A 17,833-nucleotide genomic window follows, 5' to 3' on the forward strand; every position below is an offset into this window, starting at 1 on the left:
TCACGTCGGACACTTTGGACACTCCGCATTCATGACGAACACCGCACGCCCAGACGACAGGCCGCTTTCCCGGCCCGAACCGGACCGATCCGGCGTCATCCCGTCGCACAAGCTGTTCGGACAGGCGCGCGAAGTGGCCATTGACCATGACGGCACGGTCTACCGGCTGCGCATCACGCGCCAGGGCAAGCTGATACTGAACAAATAGGGATATCCGGACATGACCTCTGTGCTCTCACCCGACGACATTATCGCGCGGCGCGCGGACCACCCCAAACTGCGCGAGCGCGATTTCGCGCGCATTCAGGGGATCAGCGAGGCCCAGTACGTGGCCGCCCATGTCGGCCATGGCGCGACACGGCTCAGGGTCGACATTGCGGCGCTGCTCGAAGGCGCGCGGGACCTGGGCACGGTCATGGCACTGACCCGAAACGAGAGCGCGGTACACGAAAAGATCGGCCCCTATGGCAAGATCTGGGTCGGCGGACACAATGCCATGGTACTTGGCGAGCTGATCGACCTGCGCATTTTCCAGGGCAAATGGGCTTCAGGCTTCGCGGTCACCAAGCAGGGCGAGGACGGTCCCAGACACTCCCTGCAGTTCTTCGATGCCGCCGGCGATGCTGTTCACAAGATCCACCTGCGCCCCGAATCCGAGATCGAGGCCTACCACGCGCTGGTCGCAAGTCTGCGCGCCGAGTCTCAGGACCGCACCCAGGCCACCACGCCTCTGCCCTCGGGCGAGACCGTCGACCCCTCCCGCCTCAAAGGCGATGCCGAAGCGCTGCGCGAAGCCTGGAGCCGGCTCACCGATACCCATCAGTTCTTCGGGATGTTGCGCGACCTCAACCTGCCGCGCCGCGAGGCTCTCGAATTGGTCGGGCCCGACTATGTCGATCCGGTCTCGCCCGATGCGGTCAACGCCATGTTCGACGCGGTCGTTCAAAGCGGCGTGCCCATCATGGCGTTCGTCGGCAATGCCGGCTGCATCCAGATCCATTCCGGGCCGGTCGAGAAAACAGCGATGATGGGCCCCTGGCTGAACGTCATGGACGAAACCTTCCACCTGCACCTGCGCACCGACCACATCGCAAGCGCCTATGTGGTGCGCAAACCCACCGCGGACGGACACGTCACCTCCCTTGAAACCTATGATGCGGAGGGACGGCTGATCATCCAGTTCTTCGGCAAGCGCATCGAAGGGCAGGACGAACGCCCGCTCTGGCGGGAGGCGATCGCCGCCCTGCCCCGCCTCGCCAACGCCGCAGCAGCATGAGGACCACCATGCGCCCAGCAGTCACCCTCGCCACCGCCTTCGCCATTGCGTCCCTGGGCCTGATGGCCCCGGGCGCTTCCGCCCAAACGGTAGAGCCTTTCGCCGATGCGTCGCGGCTGGTCTCGATCGGCGGTTCGCTGACCGAGATCGCCTACGAACTGGGCGCGGCCGACCTGCTCGTTGCCCGCGACACAACCGCGACCTATCCGGCCGAAGCGCTCGAGCTTCCCGATGTGGGATATATGCGCGCCCTCGCCCCTGAAGGCGTGCTCTCGGTCGACCCCTCCGCCATCCTCGCGCTGGAAGGCGCTGGGCCCATCGACGCCATCGAGGTGCTTCAGTCTGCGAGCGTCCCGATCGTCTTCGTGCCCGACCGGTTTGACGCCGAGGGCGTGACGACCAAGGTCACCATGGTCGGAGAAGCGCTGGCACGCACCAGAGAGGCCACCGCCCTCAACGAGGAACTGGACGCACGGTTCGCCGAACTGGCTGCAGAGACGGCCGGCATCGCGGACCGGAAATCGGTGCTCTTCATCCTCTCGATGGAAGCTGGCCGTATCAACGCCTCGGGCACCGGAACTGCCGCTGACGGGATCATCGCCCTCGCCGGGGCGGACAATGCCATCACCGATTATGAGGGCTATCGCCAGCTCGGCGAGGAAGCCATCATCGCCGCCGATCCGGACGTCATCCTGATGATGGATCGGGGCGGGGATCACGGAGCCAGCGAGACGGACCTTCTCGCCCATCCGGCCATCGCGCTCACCACCGCAGGCCGCACTGGCGCCGTCATCGAAATGGACGGGTCCTACCTTCTGGGCTTCGGGCCCCGCACGGCCGATGCCGGGTATGACCTCTTCACGGCAATTTACGGCAACCCGGACCCTGCGCCGTGACCGTTTTTGCCCTGAGCCGGGCACCGACGCGCCCTCTTGCGCCTGGCGATCGCTCCCATCTTGCCCGGCTCACCATCGCGGCGCTGGGCGTGCTTCTGGTCGCGGCCATGGCCATGAGCCTGTTCACAGGAGCCTCGGGCGTTTCCGCGCTTGATGCTGCCCGCTTGTGGCTGGGCATCGCCCACCCCGATGACCCGGCGGTCGCCCGGGCGGGCATCATCCTCAACGACATCCGCCTCCCCCGCATGGTGCTCGGCGTCCTGGTGGGCGCGGGACTCGCGGTCTCGGGCGTGGTCATGCAGGGCATGTTCCGCAACCCGCTGGCCGATCCTGGCCTTGTGGGGGTTTCGGCCGGGGCCGGCCTTGGAGCGGTGCTGTTCATCGTTCTGGGCGGCACGGTCCTCGCGCCCATTACCATGCACCTGGGGATCTACGCCGTGCCACTGGCCGCCTTTGCCGGCGGGGCGCTGACCACCATCGTGCTCTACAGGGTCTCGACCGCGCGCGGACAGACCGCCATCGCCACCATGCTGCTGGCTGGCATTGCCATCGGCGCATTGGCGGGCGCCGTCACCGGCATGCTCGTCTATGTGGCCAACGACACCCAGCTGCGCGACCTCACTTTCTGGGGCCTGGGCTCGCTGGCCGGCGCCAACTGGACCAAGGTGCTCGCGGGCGGCCCGCTCATGGCCGGGGGCGTCCTCGTCTCGCTCACCATCTGGCGCGGCCTCAACGCCCTCACGCTCGGGGAATCGGCGGCCCACCACATGGGCGTCGATGTCCAGCGGCTCAAGACGATCGCCATCTGCGCGGTGGCCGCATGCGTGGGCGCGGCGGTCGCGGTCAGCGGCGGTATCGGCTTCGTGGGCATCGTCGTGCCCCATCTTCTGCGCATCCTGATCGGCCCGGACCATCGCTATCTGCTCGCCGCATCGGCGCTGCTGGGCGCATCGTTCCTGCTCGTTGCCGATGCGGTCAGCCGCGTCATCGTCGCCCCCGCCGAACTGCCCATCGGCATTGTCACGGCAACCGTCGGGGGCCCCTTCTTTCTCTACATTCTCTTGCGTCGACGCAACGAACTCGCCTGGTAACCATGTATCTCGCCCGCGGCGTGTCGAACGCCATCGACGGACGCCCGATCCTCCGGGATGTCGACCTCACTGCCCGCCCGGGCGAAGTCACCGTGATCGTGGGCCCCAACGGGTCGGGAAAGACCACGCTGTTCAAGGCCCTGTCCGGTGAGATCGCCCATTCGGGAGCCGTATCGATCAACGGCCAGGACGCATCGCGCCTCAGGCCCTGGCAGGCGGCGTCCATGCGGGCCGTCCTGCCCCAGTCCAGCGTGCTGACGTTCCCTTTTTCGGTCCACGAGGTCGTCAGGCTCGGCCTGTCGGGCGGCCTGCCCGGCGAGGACTCGGGCGGCCGCGATCGCCTGCCCGACGAGGCTCTGTCGAGGGTCGATCTCGCGGGCTTCGGCGCGCGCAGCTACAATTCGCTATCGGGGGGCGAACAGCAGCGTGTCCAGCTTGCCCGCGTGCTTTGCCAGGTATGGGCGCCGGTGCTGGAGGGAAAACCACGCTACCTGCTGCTCGACGAACCGATCTCGAGCCTCGATGTCCGCCACCAGCTCCGGATCATGGACATCGCGCGCGACTATGCCGACGCCGGTGGCGGCGTGATCGCGATCCTTCACGACCTCAACATCGCCGCCATGTATGCCGACCGGATCGCCATGATGAGCGCTGGCGCCGTTGTGGCCGAGGGCACGGTCCGCGACACGCTCGCCGACGCCCTCATCGAGCGTGTGTTCGGCTGTCCCATGCGCGTCAACACCGCCCCTGCCCCGGGCACTCCGTTCGTGCTGCCCCAGTCGGCGCGCCCGGCTAGGTCGAGCGCGCCGATCGGGCCGGCTCAACGCGGGACGTAGAAGATGCCATCGAGTTCGATGTCGAACCCACGCAGCGACGCGGGCACCGTCACCCGCACCGGATAGGGCGCAACCAGCCGCTCCCCGGCAATCCTGTTGAACACGGGAAAATCATCCATGTTGGCGAGAAAGACGCCCAGCTTGGCCATGTGCTCGAACCCCGTGCCCGCGGCCCTGGCCACCGCCTCGAGATTGTCGAACGCCCTGTGGACCTGATCGGCGAACGTGTCGCCCACGCGGTCCCCCTTGTCGTCGAACGGCCCCTGCCCGGCAACGTAGAGCGTATTGTCGAGGATGACGCCCTGCGAATAAGGGCCGACGGGGGGTGCAGCATCTGGGCTCGAGACGATGGTCCGCATGAGGTCTTCCTGCCTTGTGTGGGAGTGTTGTGAAATCGTGAGGTCAGTGACGGCCGACGATCGACCATTCATCGACAATGGCGCCATTCTGGCGCACCAGGGCGCGCGACCACATATTGACCGCGCCGCACACATGGTTGGGGATGATCTCGACCTGGTCGCCGACAGAAAGCCGGTCGACATCGGCGCCGGTGAGAAGGCCGTGCTCCTCATAGGCAGTGCCGAAGGCAATGCCGGGATGGCCCTTGATACGGCCGAACCCGGATCCCGAGATCGCCCGGTCCGAACTCATGGCCTTGAGCCCCGCATCGATGATCGCGGCGCCGGGCCTCGGGCGACTCATCACGGTCGCAAGCACGCTGACCGCGCAATCGGCCTCTGCGCAGCGCTCGATGGTCATCTGGTTGGCGTCCATGAAGACAAACGTACCCGGACGCACCTCGGTCACCCCGTCCACACGCGCCGAATCGGCCCCGCCCGGCGTCGATCCAGTGGAAACGACCGGACAGTCCAGCCCTGCTCCGCGCAGCGCCTCGGCGATGGCGACCATTGACTCTCCGACAGCTTTGGCGGCCCGGGCCCGTTCCGCCGGGTCGGCCACCCCATAGAGCTGACCTTCATGGGTGAAAATCCCGGCTCGCTCCAGTCCGGGCAAGGTGTCGAGCTGCCTGGCAAGCGCAGGCACCCTGTCAGCGGCCAGCCCGGCCCGGCCCATGCCGCTGTCGATCTCGATGAGATAGGGCACCGTAACCCCTTGAGCGCTTGCCGCCTCCGAGAGCGGCTGTGCGGCAGCGAGCGAATCCAGACCCACGGCCACACGCGCCTTTCGGTTGAGCGCGATCGCAGCCTGGACCTTGGCTTCGCCGACAGGCTCCTGGGCCCAGAAGAGATCGGTAATCCCTGCCGCGATCAACGCTTCGAGCTCGGCGATGGTCGCGCAGGTCAGACCCACCGCCCCCCCATCCATGAGCCGCCGGGCGACCTCGATCATCTTGTTGGTCTTGAAATGGGGTCTGAGGGCCAGACTCCCGCGCGCACGAACCGCGCCCGCCATCGCCGCGATATTGGCGTCCATGATTGTGGCATCGAGAACGAGGCGGGGCGTTGCCCCCTTGTAGTGCTGGCTGCTCACTGCGCTTGGGCTCCCTGGGCGATTGTGTAGATCTGGGATATCAGCTCGAGCGTCGATTCGAGCGTGAGAACGTCGGGCACGTTTCCGCCCACCCCGCCATTGGCGAGGCAGGCCCTGAAGTCGGCCCATTGCCGGACAAAGGCATCGTCCGGCCGCTCGATTGTTCCTCCGCGCGCAACCTCTGCGGTTTCAATGACCCACCGCGAAAGCCCGATCCGGGCGATGCCATGGGTCCCCACCACCCGCAATTCGGGCTCGGGGCAAGGGTACGGCGCCCAGAGCAGCGACAAGGTGACCGGAGTGCCGCTGGTCCGTCCCCGCAGCCGCAGCTCGGCATGATCTTCGACCCTATGGCCGGGGTGGAGCGGCACCAGACCCTCGGCGGCTTCGACGCGCATATCCTCGCCCAGAAGCCAGGCGCAGCGGTCGATCAGATGAACGCCATTGGTGGTGACCACGCCACCGCCCGAAAGCCTGGGATCGAAATACCAGGGCGCCAGCGTATCGGGAGCCAGCTCGAAGAAATAGCTGTCGGCATAGCTGAGGATTGCGCCGAGTTCCCTGGTCCGCAAGGCCTCGGCCAGGGCCATGATGCCCTCATGGAACCGGGTGGTCATGCCCACGAGTACTCTCGCCCCGCCCGCTTCGATCGCGCCTATGAGCCCGTCCGAAGACTGGTTGGGTAGCCTGTGGGGTTTCTCGACCAGCACATCGACCCCCATCCTGGCGAGCGCGGTGGCCTGCTCGAGATGCTGGAAGCTGGGGGTCGCGATCACCGCTGCGTCGAGCCCCTGGGTCATCGAAAGCTCGGTCCCGGCGCGAGCGCCGTGCTTCGCGGCCAAAGCCTTTGCCTGCTCACTGTCCGCGTCGATCACCAACACCACTTCATCGCCATTGGCGGCGATGGCGGCGCCATGGGTTGCGCCCATCCAGCCTGCACCGATGATCGCGACCCGGAGCCCCATCAGTCGAAATATCCTTCGCTCTTGAGCTCACCCAGAACGATGTCCGCCGCTTCGAGCGTCACCTCGATATCCTGGGCAGTATGGGCACCGCTGATATGGTTGCGCTTGAGCGACATGGGCAGCATCAGGATATCGTGGTCGAGCATGCGGCGGTGGAATTCGGCATAGGCCTTGTCGTTGTGACCCAGAAGGTCACGATACCCCTTGGGCTGATGCTCGAGGAAGTAGCAAATGACCACCGAACCGTAACCGGTGACGCAGGCCGTAATTCCGTGGCGCGCGGCTATGGCCCGAAGCCCCTCGCGCATCCGGTCGCCGAGCGCGAACACCCGCTCGTGGAAATCGGTTTCCCGGATATGGGTGATCGTGGCAATCGCGGCCGCGGTCGATGCCGGGCCGCCGTTGAACGTTCCTGCCAGCATCACCGAACCGCCCGCCGAGCTGAACTGGTCCATAAGGTCGGCGCGCCCGGACATGCCCGCAACCGGGAATCCGTTGCCCATCGCCTTGCCGTAGGTCGTAAGATCCGGCATCACGCCACAGATTTCCTGATAGCCTCCCGGTGCATGCCGGAACCCGGTGATGACCTCGTCAAAGATCAGCAGAGCCCCCTCCTCGCGGGTGAGATCGCGAAGGCCCTCGAGGAAGGCCTGTTCGGGAAGCAGCGCGCCGACATTGTGCGGGATCGGTTCGAGAATAACCGCCGCAATCTGGTCCTTGTGCCGGGCAAACAGCTCCTGCACCGAAACCAGGTCGTTGAATTCGGCGATCAGCGTCGCCTCTAGATTGGGCATCAGAATCCCCGAGGAGGTCGGGTCCATCTTGTAGGCCTTCTCGGGCGAGGAGATCACATTGCGCGACACCGCGTCGTGCCAGCCGTGGAAGCACCCCTGGAACTTGACGATCAGGTCGCGCCCGGTAACCCCGCGCGCCAGCCGGATCGCCTGGAACGTCGATTCCGTCCCGCTCATGGTCAGGATAGTCTTTTCCGCGGAGGGGATCGTGTCGTTGATCAACTCTGCGCATTTGACCTCCAGCGTGCTCACGCCCATGCCCACGAGATCGTAGCGCCGGATCGCGTCGGAAACCGCATCTGACACGATCGGATCGGCATGACCGAGAAGCGTCGCGCCGAACGCAGCATGATAGTCGATATAGCGCCGCCCGCTCAGATCGTAGACATAGGCGCCCTTGGCCTCGTCGATGATCAGCGGCCGATCGATCCGACGGGTCGCTGAATTGACGCCGCCGGGAATCTGCGTCTGGGCGTGCGCCCACATGTCCCTTGTGGCGTTCTCGCCTCGCTCGAGCATATCGAATAGTCCTCCGGATCGTTCTTGAGCGCTTCCCAGAGCATCGGGGATGCCCGCATCGGCTCGGGAGCGCGCCGAATTGTTGAGAATAGGCGTCCAGCCCTAGAGCCCGAGCGACCGCCGTAGGTCGCAGGCAAGAATGGTGTCGATGGTTTCATCCATCACGCGCGGGAATCCCTCTGAGCCGACCTTGGTCAGGCGCCGAAGGCCCTCGATCGTCTCCTGCGGGGTCCAGAGCGGATAATCGGACCCGAACAGCAGCTTGTGCACGCATCCCCATTCCTGCGCGTTCACCAAGGCGAGATAGCCGTCCATCGGCCGCGTCCAGACCCCGGAGATGTCGGCATAGACGTTAGGATTCTTGCGCAGTACCTGCACGGTGTCGCGCTGCCAGGGGTGCCCCATATGGGCGATGATCTGCTTGAGATCGGGGAAACGTCGCGCAACCTGGTCGAGCACCAGCGGATGGCTCACCGAGAGATCGCCCTGCGCGGAGGGGGTCGCACCCATGTGCCAGAGAATGGGAAGTCCCTTGCCGCTCGCCGCACGATAGAAGGCGTCGTGAGCCTCGTCGCGCGGATCGAACCGGGCCATGACCGGGTAGAGCTTGATGCCCCGCGCGCCATGCGCCACGCCCTCGTCGAACGAGCGCCGCCAGTCCGGATCGGCCGGATCGAGCGCCATGAAGCATACATTGGGGGTTTTCAGCCGTTCGCAGAACGCGGCCACCTCGGGAGTGGGCGAATGCACGCCCGCCGCCTTGGCCGTGATGCCGAAGACGACCGCGAAGGTAATCCCGGCCTCGTTCATGGCCGCATCGAACGCCTCGACGGACGGCTCTTGCCAGTCGCTGCCGTATGGGCCCTTCCAGTTCCGCTCGTATTCCTCGCCCCAGTAGGGGGGACGAAGCATGTGGGTATGGACGTCGAACATGGGCACCTTCCCGCCGCTGACGGCATAACATGAAATGCTATTCCATATTTTGCTAACACCGATCGGCGCGCCACGTCAATGCCCAAATGCCCTATTTATAGGCACTGATACCAAGTGCTGAAATTTCCGCTTGACGATCCTCCCATGCCATTCTTACTCTGAAAATGGAATAGAGTTTTATGTTTTGACGAAAGCTCGTGCCTTGAGAAACCACAGAGGGGTGGCCCGGGCACATTTACCGCGCCGCCTGGACGGGCGGCGCCTGACCCAAAGGAGAGGACCTATGGCTCGATCAGGATTGACGGCATTTGCCGTTGCATTGCTCGGCGCAAGCGCATTGGCAGCGCCCGCCGCGTTGGCCCAGGCCGACACCACGCTCACTGTCGCCATCTCGGGTGATATCGACAATTTCGACCCGGCAACCAATCAGCTCATCGCCTTCCAACAGGCCATCGGAAACACGGTCTTTGATTCCCTGATTGGCTATGACGAAAACCTCGAGCTGGTCCCGCGCCTCGCTTCATCCTGGGACGTCAATGACGACGCCACCGAATTTACCCTGACCCTCCAGGAGGGGGCCACGTTCCACAATGGCGATCCCGTCACCGCCGAGGCCGTCATCGCCTCACTCGAGCGGTCCGCCGAGTTCGGTGGGGTCATCGGCACGCCGCTCCAGCGCGTCACCATGTTCGAGGCCGTCGACGAGGGCACTGTGCGCATGACGCTCGAGGAAGGCTATGCGCCCTTCCTGACCGCGCTGACGGTGGTGTTCATCCTCGCTCCCGACAGCTTCGAGACCGCAACGAGCGAGCCCATCGGCACCGGCCCGTTCCGCTTCGAGGGCTGGGTGCCCAATGATGCCATCACGCTCACGCGCAATGACGAGTACTGGGGCGAACTTCCGGCCTTCGAGACCCTCGAGTTCCGGCCGGTGCCCGACAGCCAGGTCGCGCTGACCAATCTGTACGCCGGAGACGTCGATATCGTCGCCGAGCCTTCGACCGCCGTTCTCAACCAGATCGACGAGAGCCAGGCCCAACTGGTCCAGCCATCGGCCTCCAACAGCATGGCCTATGTGGAAATGATGGGCACCACCGGCACGCTTTCGGACGTCAATGTCCGGCGCGCGCTCGCCCACGCCTTTGATCGGGAATCGGTGCAGGCCATCGCCTATTCCGGTCTGGGCGAATCCACGCCCAGCCCACTCCCGACCAGTTCCTGGGCATATGCCGATCTCGAGGGCTATCCCTTCGATCTCGAGGCGGCGCGGGGCCTGCTCGAAGAAGCCGGTGTCGACGGGCTCACGGTCGGGCTCGAAATGCCGGCAGGCTTTCCCGAAGCCGAGCAGATGGCGCGCGTCTGGCAGTCTTCGCTCGCGGAAGTCGGGGTCACCCTGGACATCAACGTGTCCGAGCTTTCGGTCTGGCTCGACGCCTATGTCTCGCGCGACTATGACATGACCTGGAACTTCTTCGGCGTCTCGCCCGATCCCCACTCCTTCTTCGACGTCATTCTGCGCCCGCACTTCGAGGGAGATGTCTACGACAACCCTGAGGTCGCCGAGCTGGTCGAAGCAGGCATCTCCACCGGCGACATGGCCGAGCGTGAGGAAATCTACGCCGAGCTCCAGGACATCGTGGTTGACGAACTGCCGGTCATGACCGTCCAGTCGCGGCCTGTAGGCGCCATCGCGGCGCCCCATGTCGAGGGCTTTGCCATGAACCCGCTCGGCTGGGGCCTTTACTCTGGCGTAACGCTGGCCGAGTGATCGACCTGCGGCGCTCTTGAGCCACGACAACGAAAGGATCACCGTGACTCGCCTTCTTCCAGCCTTGCGCATTCTTGCAATCATCTGGGTGGTGATCACGGTGGTCTTCGTCACGCTGCGCCTGACGCCCGGTGACCCGGCCGAATTGCTGCTCGGCCCCACCGCCGGGCGCCAGGACGTCCAGGAGCGGCTCGCCGACATCCGGGCCCAGTACGGGCTCGATCAGCCCATCCCGGTGCAGTACGCGATATTTGTGGGCAATGTGCTTCAGGGGGATCTGGGCGAATCCAATCGGTCCGCCCGGCCGGTGATCTCGATGATCGCCGCGGCGGCACCGGTCACCATCTGGCTGATCGTTCTGTCTGTCGGGACCGCCATTCCCATATCCATCTTCCTGGGCATGATCGCTGCCGCCCGGCGGGGGCGAACGCTCGACCGCGGCATCAGGAGTCTGGCCACCCTGTGCATGGCGGTTCCCTCGTTCTGGCTGGGGCTTTTGTTCCTGCAATGGTTCGCCAGCGGGTTGGGATGGTTTCCCTCGCGCGGCTATGTCGCCCCATTGACCGACCCGGGCGGGTTCATGATGCACATGGCCCTGCCTGTCATCACCCTGGCGATCTTTCTGGTCGGCACTCTGACCCGGTTCGTCTACACCGAAACCGCCGATACCCTGCAGCGCGACTACATCACCGTTTCGCGCGCCATGGGCCTGGCGTCCCGGACCATTCTTTTCCGCTTCGCCGCCAAGAACTCGCTCACCCCGCTGATCATCGTGGTCGGCGTGGAAATCGGAACGCTGATCGGCGGAGCGGTGATTGTCGAGGAAGTCTTTGGCCTCCCCGGTCTGGGACGGCTGTTGCTGGGCGCCGTGATGAGCCGGGACTACCCGGTGGTGCAAGGGACGATCCTTGTCATCACCGTCGCCGTAATCCTGATCAACATCGCCGCCGAAATGCTCTACCGCTACATCACCCCGCAGGCCCGGTCATGAGCGCCTCCGCACCGATCACCACCCGCATCGGCCGGCTCGTTCCCCGTTCGCCTGCCGGCATCGTCCTCACGCTCCTCGGCATCGGGGTGGTGCTCGTCGCGCTGTTTCCGGCATGGTTCACACCCTATCAGCCCAATGGGATAAACGCCCGCGCAATCCTCCAGCCTCCGTCTCCCGCCAATCCCTTCGGTACCGACGAACTGGGCAGCGACGTGCTGGCACGGATCATCTACGGCACGAGGCTTGAGATCGCCATTGCCATGGGCTCGGTCGCGCTGGCTGCGCTCTTTGCCGTGCCGGCGGGATTGCTCGCCGGCTATCGCGGCAAAACCGCGGACTGGATCTTGACGCTGATCGCGGATTCGATCCTGAGCTTCCCCATCGTGCTCTTCGCGGTGATGGTGGTGGCCAGTATGGGCGCATCGGTGGGCACGCTGATCTTCGTGCTCGGCATCGTCTTTATCCCCCGCATCTTCCGGCTGGTGCGCGGCCAGACCCAGGTTCTGGTCGAGCAGGGCTTCGTGCGCGGAGCCCGCGCCATGGGTGCAGGAACGTTCGACATCCTGCTCCGTCACATCCTGCCCAACATTCTCGGGCCTGTCCTGGTCATCGTCCCCCAACTCATGGCCGTCGCGATCCTCATCGAAGCAGGACTGAGCTTTATCGGGCTCGGGGTACAGCCGCCGCAGATTTCCTGGGGCTCGCTTCTGCTTGTCTCCAAGAATTACTACGTCAACGCCATCTGGTACCCCCTCGCGGTGGGCGCAGTGACCACGCTTGCCTCGGCGCTGCTGGTCTTTGCGGGAGATCTGGCCGCCAACGCCATCAATCCCGACAGGAGAAGCGGATGAACGCCCCGCTCCTTGACGTCCGCGACGCCGAAATCGTCTTCACGGCGCGCCGGGGTGGGGTAACCCGCCATATCCAGGCGGTGTCGGGCGCCTCCATATCGGTTGCGCGCGGACAGACCGTGGGGCTGGTCGGGGAATCCGGTTCGGGCAAATCCACCCTCGGCGCGGCGGCCATCGGCCTGCAGGCCCTGGACGGGGGAGAAGTTCTGTTCGACGGCACGCCCATGCCGGCTGAGGGCAGCCCGGCCTGGCGGACACTGCGCCGCCGCGTGCAGGTCATCTTCCAGGACCCGTTCTCCGCGCTCAACCCCCGCCAGACCATCGGGCAGAGCCTCGCCGAACCGCTCCGGCTCCACAGCATGGGCCCGCGCCGCTCCTGGCCGGACCGGATCGCCGAACTGCTCGAGCTGGTCGGTCTCAACCCTGAAATGGCACGTCAGTATCCTGGCACCCTTTCGGGCGGCCAGCGCCAGCGGGTCTGCATCGCCCGCGCCCTTGCGGTAGAACCCGACCTGATCGTTTGCGACGAGATCACCTCTGCGCTCGACGTCTCCACTCAGGCTCAGATCGTCGCGCTGATCGCCGATATCCAGAAGCGCATGGGCGTGGCTCTACTGTTCATCTCCCATGATCTGGGCCTGGTCCGCGCCATCGCCGATCGCACGGCCGTCATGTATCTGGGCCGCATCATGGAGGCCGGACCGGCCGGCGAGGTGTTCGAGACCCCACGCCACCCCTATACGCGCGCGCTGCTGGGTGCCGCTCCGATCCCCGACCCGGTCCTCGAGGCGCGCAGGGAGCGTATCCCTCTGCGCGGAGAGATCCCCGATCCGGCCGATCCGCCATCGGGGTGCCGGTTCCGCACCCGCTGCCCCCATGCCCGGGAGGAATGCGCCAAACGCACGCCCCTGCCAGAACCTGCGGGCGGGGCGATAGTCGCCTGCCATTTCTGGCGCGAGATCACCGGCACGGAGGACCGCTCATGAAGCCGCTTCTCGAGATCGCCGATCTCGGCGTCGCTTTCCGGACATCTTCCTCCCTGATCCACGCGGTCGTCGATGTCTCGTTGACCGTGAGCGCCGGAGAGCGCGTTGGCGTCATCGGCGAATCGGGGTCGGGCAAATCGGTCATGGCCCGGGCCATCATGCGGCTCGATGATCCCCGCCGCACCCAATACGCCACCAGCTCGCGCATAACCCTCGACGGTCGGCAGATTCTCGCCCTGCCCGAACGCGAAGTTCACCGGCTGCGCGGCGATGCGGTCTCGATGATCTTCCAGAACCCCATGCACTCGCTCAATCCGGCCTTTACGGTCGGCCAGCAGATGGATGCGGTGCTCAAGGCCCACCGCAAGCTCCCGGGCCGCGACCGCCGGGCCCGCATCGTCGATGCTCTGGGCGCCGTCGACCTGCCTGCTCCCGGAGACCTCGTGGACCGCTATCCCCACGAACTCTCGGGCGGTCAGCGCCAGCGCGTCATGGTCGCGCAGGCCATCCTATGCGAACCCAGCCTCATCATCGCCGACGAGCCCACCTCTGCGCTCGATGTCACGGCCCAGGACACCGTCCTCGACGTCCTCGAGCGCCTCTCGCGCGACAAAGCCATAGCCGTGCTCATGATCACCCACGACATGGGCGTGGTCGCGCGCTTCTGCGAAACCGTCAACGTCATGTATGGGGGACGGCTCGTGGAAACGGGGCCGGTCGGCGACATCTTCGCCGCGCCGCGCCATCCTTACACCGCCGCCCTGCTCGCCGCCACGCCCAACCCGGCGGCTCCGGCCCGCACCCTGCATCCGATCCCGGGCACCCAGACCACGCGCCGCGGAAGCGCGTCCACGGCCTGCGCCTTCATCGCGCGGTGCCCGCACGCAACCACCCTCTGCAAGCAGGCGCCCGCCCTGCGCCAGATCCGCGCAAACCATCGCGTGGCATGTCATTACGCAGAGGAACTCGACCTCAAGGCTGCGGGCTGATCGATGAGAGCGGGTTCAACGCCGATCCGAAAGCACCAGCGCGCCGACCAGTTCGGCATTCGCCATCATGTCGCTGGCGCAGGCGATGAGCGCGTCGAGCAGACGTTGCCGGCTGGCACCCTCCATTTCCCCGACCGGCCCCGAAAGAGAGATCGAGGCCTGCCAGCTATTGGCCGGCTGGCCCGGCGCGAGCAGCGGGACCGCAAGGCAGCACACCCCGGCCGCTCCCTCCTGATCGTCGATCGCGTAGCGCCGCTCACGGGTCGCCATCACGTCGTCCATCAGACTGTCCACCGTCGTGCGCGTGTGTCCCGTCCTCGGCTCGAGCGTTATGCGCGAGACGATGCGACGGGCACGTTCGGGATCGAGCCCGGCCAGCAGCATCTTGCCCAGCCCCGTGCAATGAACCGAATCGCGCGAGCCCGACACAGAGCGGAACCGCAGCGCGCGGTCGGGTTCGCGCACCACCAGATGCAACACGTTGTCCCCGTCGAGCACACCCATATTGGCTGTCTGGTGGGTCTGTGCGGCCAGGCGCTCGAGATAGGGCGCCGCCAGGTCGCTCACATCGGCGCCCTGACGGAAGCTCTGCGCCAGGTCCACGACCGCATGGCCGATCTGGTAGCGCAGCCCATCATCGACACTGCGCACGAATCCGCGACGCTCGAGGACTGCCAGAAGCCGCAGCAGGGTGCTTTTGGGATAGCCCGTGCGCGTGTGCAGATCCGCCAAGGTCTCGCCACCGTTCCGCGATTGCGCCAGATGATCGAGAATGGTCAGGCCGCGATCGAGCGCTCGGGAATGGTAGGTGGCGGAGGCCTCTTGCATGGTCATCGGGTTTCCTCTGGTGGATCGGCGGCCTTCTGGACCCCGGCTTCCGCCCGGGCGGACGTTCGCGATTGTCACTCACGCGGTGCGATTGACAAGGTCCAGCAGAGCTCTGAACATAAAACGTCGTTCCATGTTTTCATATACACTTTCGACCAAAGGACAAGTCGATGAGCGATCCAGCTCCCTCCTCCCCCAGGACTGTCATTCGCGGCGCATCCGTGATCGACGGCACCGGCGCTCCGCGCCGGTCTGCCGACGTCGCCATCGCCGGCGGACGGATCGTTGCGATCGGCGAACCGGGGTCCCTCGAGGGCGACACCGTCATCGAAGCTGCAGGCCGCATTCTTGCGCCCGGGTTCATCGACGTTCACACCCATGACGACTATGTGGTGATCGAAAAGCCGCAGATGACGCCCAAGATCAGCCAGGGGGTGACCACCGTCATCGCCGGCAATTGCGGCATCAGCCTTGCGCCTCTGACGGCCAGCGAGGTCCCTGCCCCGCTCAATCTCCTCGGCCCGGGGTCTGCATTCACCTTTCCCTCGGTCGCGGCCTATGCCCAGGCCGTCGATGCCGCCTGCCCCTCTACCAATGTCTGCCTTCTGATCGGCCATGGCTCGCTGCGTTTTGCCGTGATGGACGATCTGGACCGCAAGGCCAGCCCTGCTGAAATCGAGGCGATGCAGGCGCTCCTTTCCGATGCCATGGACGAGGGCGCCTTGGGCCTGAGCACCGGGCTCTACTACAAGATCGCCGAGGCAGCAGATATCGACGAGGTCGTCGCGCTGGCCCGGATCATTGCGCCCCATGGCGGCATCTACGCCACCCACATGCGCAACGAACACGACCTTATCCTGGATTCGCTGGAGGAAACCTTCCAAACCGCCGGCCGCGCCGGGGTCAAGGTCATCATTTCGCACCATAAATGCGCCGGCCCCAACAACTGGGGCCGCTCGAGTGAGACCCTGGCCGTGATCGAGAGCGCCCGCACCCGGCAGGATCTGGGGCTGGACTGCTATCCCTACATAGCCGGTTCGACGGTGCTCGAGCCGTTCCTTGTGGACGAGACCATCCGCATCACGGTGAGCTGGTCGACCCCCCACCCGGAGATGGCGGGCCGGGATCTCGCCGATATCGCCGCCCAATGGGGCATCGGCCAGCGCGAGGCGGCCGAACGGCTCAAGCCAGCGGGCGGCATCTATTACAACATGTCCGAAGAGGACGTGCGCCGCATCCTCTCCTATCCCCAGACCATGATCGGCTCGGACGGCTTGCCTCAGGACGCCCATCCCCATCCCCGGCTCTGGGGCACCTTCCCGCGCGTTCTGGGCCATTATTCTCGGGACGAGGGCCTGTTCAGCCTCGAAACGGCGGTGCACAAGATGACCGGCATCCCCGCCGCCAATTTCGGTCTGGCCGATCGCGGCATCATCCGGGAAGGCGCGGCCGCCGATCTGGTGATCTTCGATCCCGACACGGTGATCGACACCGCGACATTCGACGCCCCCATGCAACCCGCCGCGGGCATTGAGACGGTGATCGTCAACGGGGTGCTAAGCTGGCAGGATGGCACCCATACGGGCGAGCGCGGCGGCATGTTCCTTAACATGGCCGAGCGCCGTGGCCAATAATGGCGCCCGTCGCGCGCGCTAAGGTCAACGCAAACCCATGAGGGATGCATCATGGTCGCCCTGATCGACACTCACACCCATCTCATCCACCGCTCTGCACTGGGCTACAGCTGGACCGAGGCGATCCCCGAACTGGCGACGGGCGACTTCACCACCGCCGACTATTTCGCCATCGCAGGCGAGGAGGTCTCGGGCGCGCTGTATATGGAGATGGCCGTCGACGGCAGCGATGGATACAGGGACGAAGCCCGGCACCTCGCCCGCCTGATGCGCGAGGGCACAGAGAGGCTTTCGGGACTGGTCCTCTCCTGCCGCCCCGAAAGGGCCGAAGGCTTCGACGCCTGGATCGAGGAATGCGCCTATCTGGGCGCCAGCGGCTTCAGACGCGTACTCCACGAGATGCCCGACCCCACGTCCCGCACGGCGGTATACCAGGCCAATGTCCGGTCCATCGGCCAGCTCGGCCTCCCCTATGACCTGTCCTACAACGCGGGCCAGCTCGGCATCGCCCGGGAGCTCGCCATCGCCTGCCCCGAGACCCGGCTCGTACTCAACCATTGCGGCGTGCCCCGCATCGCGGCAGGGGAATTCGAGCCCTGGCGGGACGGCATCACCGCGCTGGCCGAAGTGCCCAACGTCTATTGCAAGCTCTCGGGAGTGACCGCCTATTGCGGAGCGGCGACCGACAAGGCGGCTGCCATCGCCCCCTATGTGGACCACGTCCTTGAAACCTTCGGGCCCTACCGCATGGTCTGGGGCAGCGACTGGCCCGTGGTCAATCTGGGCTCCGGCCTCGCCGGCTGGATCGCGATCACCCGTGACATCCTCGGTCGGCTTTCCTCCGACGAGGAACTGGCCATCGCATCGGGAACTGCCCGGTCGGTCTACCGGCTCACCAGTTAGAGCGTTTCCAGAACGAGTGGAACACTTAGCCAGTTCGCAAACGCGACACATCAAAGACTTAGAGCTCCTGTTCTGATTCAAT

At 65.5% G+C, this 17,833-nt stretch carries 18 protein-coding genes; 12 read left to right on the plus strand and 6 right to left on the minus strand.

Features of this window, described 5'->3' with window-relative positions; translation table 11 throughout:
- The first annotated feature begins 31 nt into the window (after window positions 1-31).
- Genes hemP through EO136_RS11230 form a run of 5 tightly spaced genes read left to right on the plus strand, consistent with a single transcriptional unit; the run spans window position 32 to window position 4,099 of the window.
- A complete protein-coding gene (gene hemP / locus EO136_RS11210; RefSeq protein ID WP_127144511.1) occupies window positions 32-208 on the plus strand; it encodes a hemin uptake protein HemP in 177 nt (58 codons plus the stop codon).
- 12 nt (window positions 209-220) lie between these two features.
- Window positions 221-1,276, plus strand: coding sequence for a hemin-degrading factor (locus EO136_RS11215; RefSeq protein ID WP_127144512.1), 1,056 nt, complete (start codon window positions 221-223; stop codon window positions 1,274-1,276).
- Window positions 1,277-1,284: 8 nt separating this feature from the next.
- Window positions 1,285-2,172, plus strand: coding sequence for a heme/hemin ABC transporter substrate-binding protein (locus EO136_RS11220; RefSeq protein ID WP_246018346.1), 888 nt, complete (start codon window positions 1,285-1,287; stop codon window positions 2,170-2,172).
- A complete protein-coding gene (locus EO136_RS11225) occupies window positions 2,169-3,263 on the plus strand; it encodes a FecCD family ABC transporter permease (protein WP_246018347.1) in 1,095 nt (364 codons plus the stop codon). Before EO136_RS11220 ends, EO136_RS11225 begins: the two co-directional genes overlap by 4 nt.
- Before the next feature lie 2 nt (window positions 3,264-3,265).
- Window positions 3,266-4,099, plus strand: a complete 834-nt coding sequence (locus tag EO136_RS11230; RefSeq protein WP_127144514.1) for a heme ABC transporter ATP-binding protein — start codon at window positions 3,266-3,268, stop codon at window positions 4,097-4,099.
- On the opposite strand, the gene EO136_RS18585 is transcribed toward EO136_RS11230, so the two are convergent.
- From EO136_RS18585 to EO136_RS11255, 5 genes are all read right to left on the minus strand, one after another.
- A complete protein-coding gene (locus EO136_RS18585) occupies window positions 4,084-4,458 on the minus strand; it encodes a RidA family protein (RefSeq protein ID WP_164730547.1) in 375 nt (124 codons plus the stop codon). The two genes, EO136_RS11230 and EO136_RS18585, sit on opposite strands and share 16 nt — an antisense overlap.
- A 43-nt stretch (window positions 4,459-4,501) precedes the next feature.
- The gene (locus EO136_RS11240; RefSeq protein ID WP_164730548.1) at window positions 4,502-5,590 is read right to left on the minus strand and encodes an alanine racemase; all 1,089 of its coding nucleotides are present in this window, start codon (window positions 5,588-5,590) and stop codon (window positions 4,502-4,504) included.
- Complete coding sequence (locus EO136_RS11245) at window positions 5,587-6,555, minus strand: Gfo/Idh/MocA family protein (RefSeq protein WP_127144517.1); 969 nt, start codon at window positions 6,553-6,555, stop codon at window positions 5,587-5,589. Before EO136_RS11245 ends, EO136_RS11240 begins: the two co-directional genes overlap by 4 nt.
- Window positions 6,555-7,868, minus strand: coding sequence for an aspartate aminotransferase family protein (locus EO136_RS11250; RefSeq protein ID WP_246018348.1), 1,314 nt, complete (start codon window positions 7,866-7,868; stop codon window positions 6,555-6,557). The genes EO136_RS11245 and EO136_RS11250 overlap by 1 nt, the downstream gene beginning before the upstream one ends.
- Before the next feature lie 102 nt (window positions 7,869-7,970).
- Window positions 7,971-8,801: an amidohydrolase family protein gene (locus EO136_RS11255; RefSeq protein WP_127144518.1), complete on the minus strand. Its 831-nt coding sequence runs from the start codon at window positions 8,799-8,801 to the stop codon at window positions 7,971-7,973.
- Window positions 8,802-9,084: 283 nt separating this feature from the next.
- Between EO136_RS11255 and EO136_RS11260 the strand changes: the two genes are divergently transcribed.
- From EO136_RS11260 to EO136_RS11280, 5 genes are read left to right on the plus strand one after another with little or no spacing between them, the layout of a single operon-like run.
- The gene (locus tag EO136_RS11260; RefSeq protein ID WP_127144519.1) at window positions 9,085-10,569 is read left to right on the plus strand and encodes an ABC transporter substrate-binding protein; all 1,485 of its coding nucleotides are present in this window, start codon (window positions 9,085-9,087) and stop codon (window positions 10,567-10,569) included.
- Between the two features lie 43 nt (window positions 10,570-10,612).
- Window positions 10,613-11,560, plus strand: coding sequence for an ABC transporter permease (locus EO136_RS11265; RefSeq protein ID WP_127144520.1), 948 nt, complete (start codon window positions 10,613-10,615; stop codon window positions 11,558-11,560).
- Window positions 11,557-12,411 (plus strand): ABC transporter permease, encoded by an 855-nt coding sequence (locus tag EO136_RS11270; protein ID WP_127144521.1) that lies wholly within the window; start codon window positions 11,557-11,559, stop codon window positions 12,409-12,411. Before EO136_RS11265 ends, EO136_RS11270 begins: the two co-directional genes overlap by 4 nt.
- Window positions 12,408-13,397 carry an ABC transporter ATP-binding protein gene (locus EO136_RS11275; RefSeq protein ID WP_127144522.1) on the plus strand — a complete coding sequence of 330 codons (990 nt, stop codon included), beginning with the start codon at window positions 12,408-12,410 and terminating at the stop codon, window positions 13,395-13,397. The genes EO136_RS11270 and EO136_RS11275 overlap by 4 nt, the downstream gene beginning before the upstream one ends.
- Window positions 13,394-14,386: an ABC transporter ATP-binding protein gene (locus EO136_RS11280; RefSeq protein ID WP_164730549.1), complete on the plus strand. Its 993-nt coding sequence runs from the start codon at window positions 13,394-13,396 to the stop codon at window positions 14,384-14,386. Before EO136_RS11275 ends, EO136_RS11280 begins: the two co-directional genes overlap by 4 nt.
- A gap of 15 nt (window positions 14,387-14,401) precedes the next feature.
- On the opposite strand, the gene EO136_RS11285 is transcribed toward EO136_RS11280, so the two are convergent.
- The gene (locus EO136_RS11285) at window positions 14,402-15,220 is read right to left on the minus strand and encodes an IclR family transcriptional regulator (RefSeq protein WP_127144524.1); all 819 of its coding nucleotides are present in this window, start codon (window positions 15,218-15,220) and stop codon (window positions 14,402-14,404) included.
- 164 nt (window positions 15,221-15,384) lie between these two features.
- Here EO136_RS11285 and EO136_RS11290 point away from each other — a divergent pair, with 164 nt between their 5' ends.
- Complete coding sequence (locus EO136_RS11290) at window positions 15,385-16,848, plus strand: N-acyl-D-amino-acid deacylase family protein (protein WP_127144525.1); 1,464 nt, start codon at window positions 15,385-15,387, stop codon at window positions 16,846-16,848.
- A 51-nt stretch (window positions 16,849-16,899) separates the two neighbouring features.
- Window positions 16,900-17,751 carry an amidohydrolase family protein gene (locus EO136_RS11295; RefSeq protein ID WP_127144526.1) on the plus strand — a complete coding sequence of 284 codons (852 nt, stop codon included), beginning with the start codon at window positions 16,900-16,902 and terminating at the stop codon, window positions 17,749-17,751.
- Window positions 17,752-17,833: the final 82 nt, after the last annotated feature.

The organism is Pelagibacterium montanilacus (assembly GCF_003992665.1).
GTDB classification, from domain to species: Bacteria; Pseudomonadota; Alphaproteobacteria; order Rhizobiales; family Devosiaceae; genus Pelagibacterium; species Pelagibacterium montanilacus.

Excerpts from the sequence above, each read along its gene's own strand:
- hemP (WP_127144511.1), top strand. The coding sequence starts at position 32 with ATGACGAACACCGCACGCCCAGACGACAGGCCGCTTTCCCGGCCCGAA.
- EO136_RS11215 (WP_127144512.1), top strand. The coding sequence starts at position 221 with ATGACCTCTGTGCTCTCACCCGACGACATTATCGCGCGGCGCGCGGAC.
- EO136_RS11220 (WP_246018346.1), top strand. The coding sequence starts at position 1,285 with ATGCGCCCAGCAGTCACCCTCGCCACCGCCTTCGCCATTGCGTCCCTG.
- EO136_RS11230 (WP_127144514.1), top strand. The coding sequence starts at position 3,266 with ATGTATCTCGCCCGCGGCGTGTCGAACGCCATCGACGGACGCCCGATC.
- EO136_RS18585 (WP_164730547.1), bottom strand. The coding sequence starts at position 4,458 with ATGCGGACCATCGTCTCGAGCCCAGATGCTGCACCCCCCGTCGGCCCT.
- EO136_RS11245 (WP_127144517.1), bottom strand. The coding sequence starts at position 6,555 with ATGGGGCTCCGGGTCGCGATCATCGGTGCAGGCTGGATGGGCGCAACC.
- EO136_RS11250 (WP_246018348.1), bottom strand. The coding sequence starts at position 7,868 with ATGCTCGAGCGAGGCGAGAACGCCACAAGGGACATGTGGGCGCACGCC.
- EO136_RS11255 (WP_127144518.1), bottom strand. The coding sequence starts at position 8,801 with ATGTTCGACGTCCATACCCACATGCTTCGTCCCCCCTACTGGGGCGAG.
- EO136_RS11260 (WP_127144519.1), top strand. The coding sequence starts at position 9,085 with ATGGCTCGATCAGGATTGACGGCATTTGCCGTTGCATTGCTCGGCGCA.
- EO136_RS11270 (WP_127144521.1), top strand. The coding sequence starts at position 11,557 with ATGAGCGCCTCCGCACCGATCACCACCCGCATCGGCCGGCTCGTTCCC.
- EO136_RS11275 (WP_127144522.1), top strand. The coding sequence starts at position 12,408 with ATGAACGCCCCGCTCCTTGACGTCCGCGACGCCGAAATCGTCTTCACG.
- EO136_RS11280 (WP_164730549.1), top strand. The coding sequence starts at position 13,394 with ATGAAGCCGCTTCTCGAGATCGCCGATCTCGGCGTCGCTTTCCGGACA.
- EO136_RS11285 (WP_127144524.1), bottom strand. The coding sequence starts at position 15,220 with ATGACCATGCAAGAGGCCTCCGCCACCTACCATTCCCGAGCGCTCGAT.
- EO136_RS11290 (WP_127144525.1), top strand. The coding sequence starts at position 15,385 with ATGAGCGATCCAGCTCCCTCCTCCCCCAGGACTGTCATTCGCGGCGCA.
- EO136_RS11295 (WP_127144526.1), top strand. The coding sequence starts at position 16,900 with ATGGTCGCCCTGATCGACACTCACACCCATCTCATCCACCGCTCTGCA.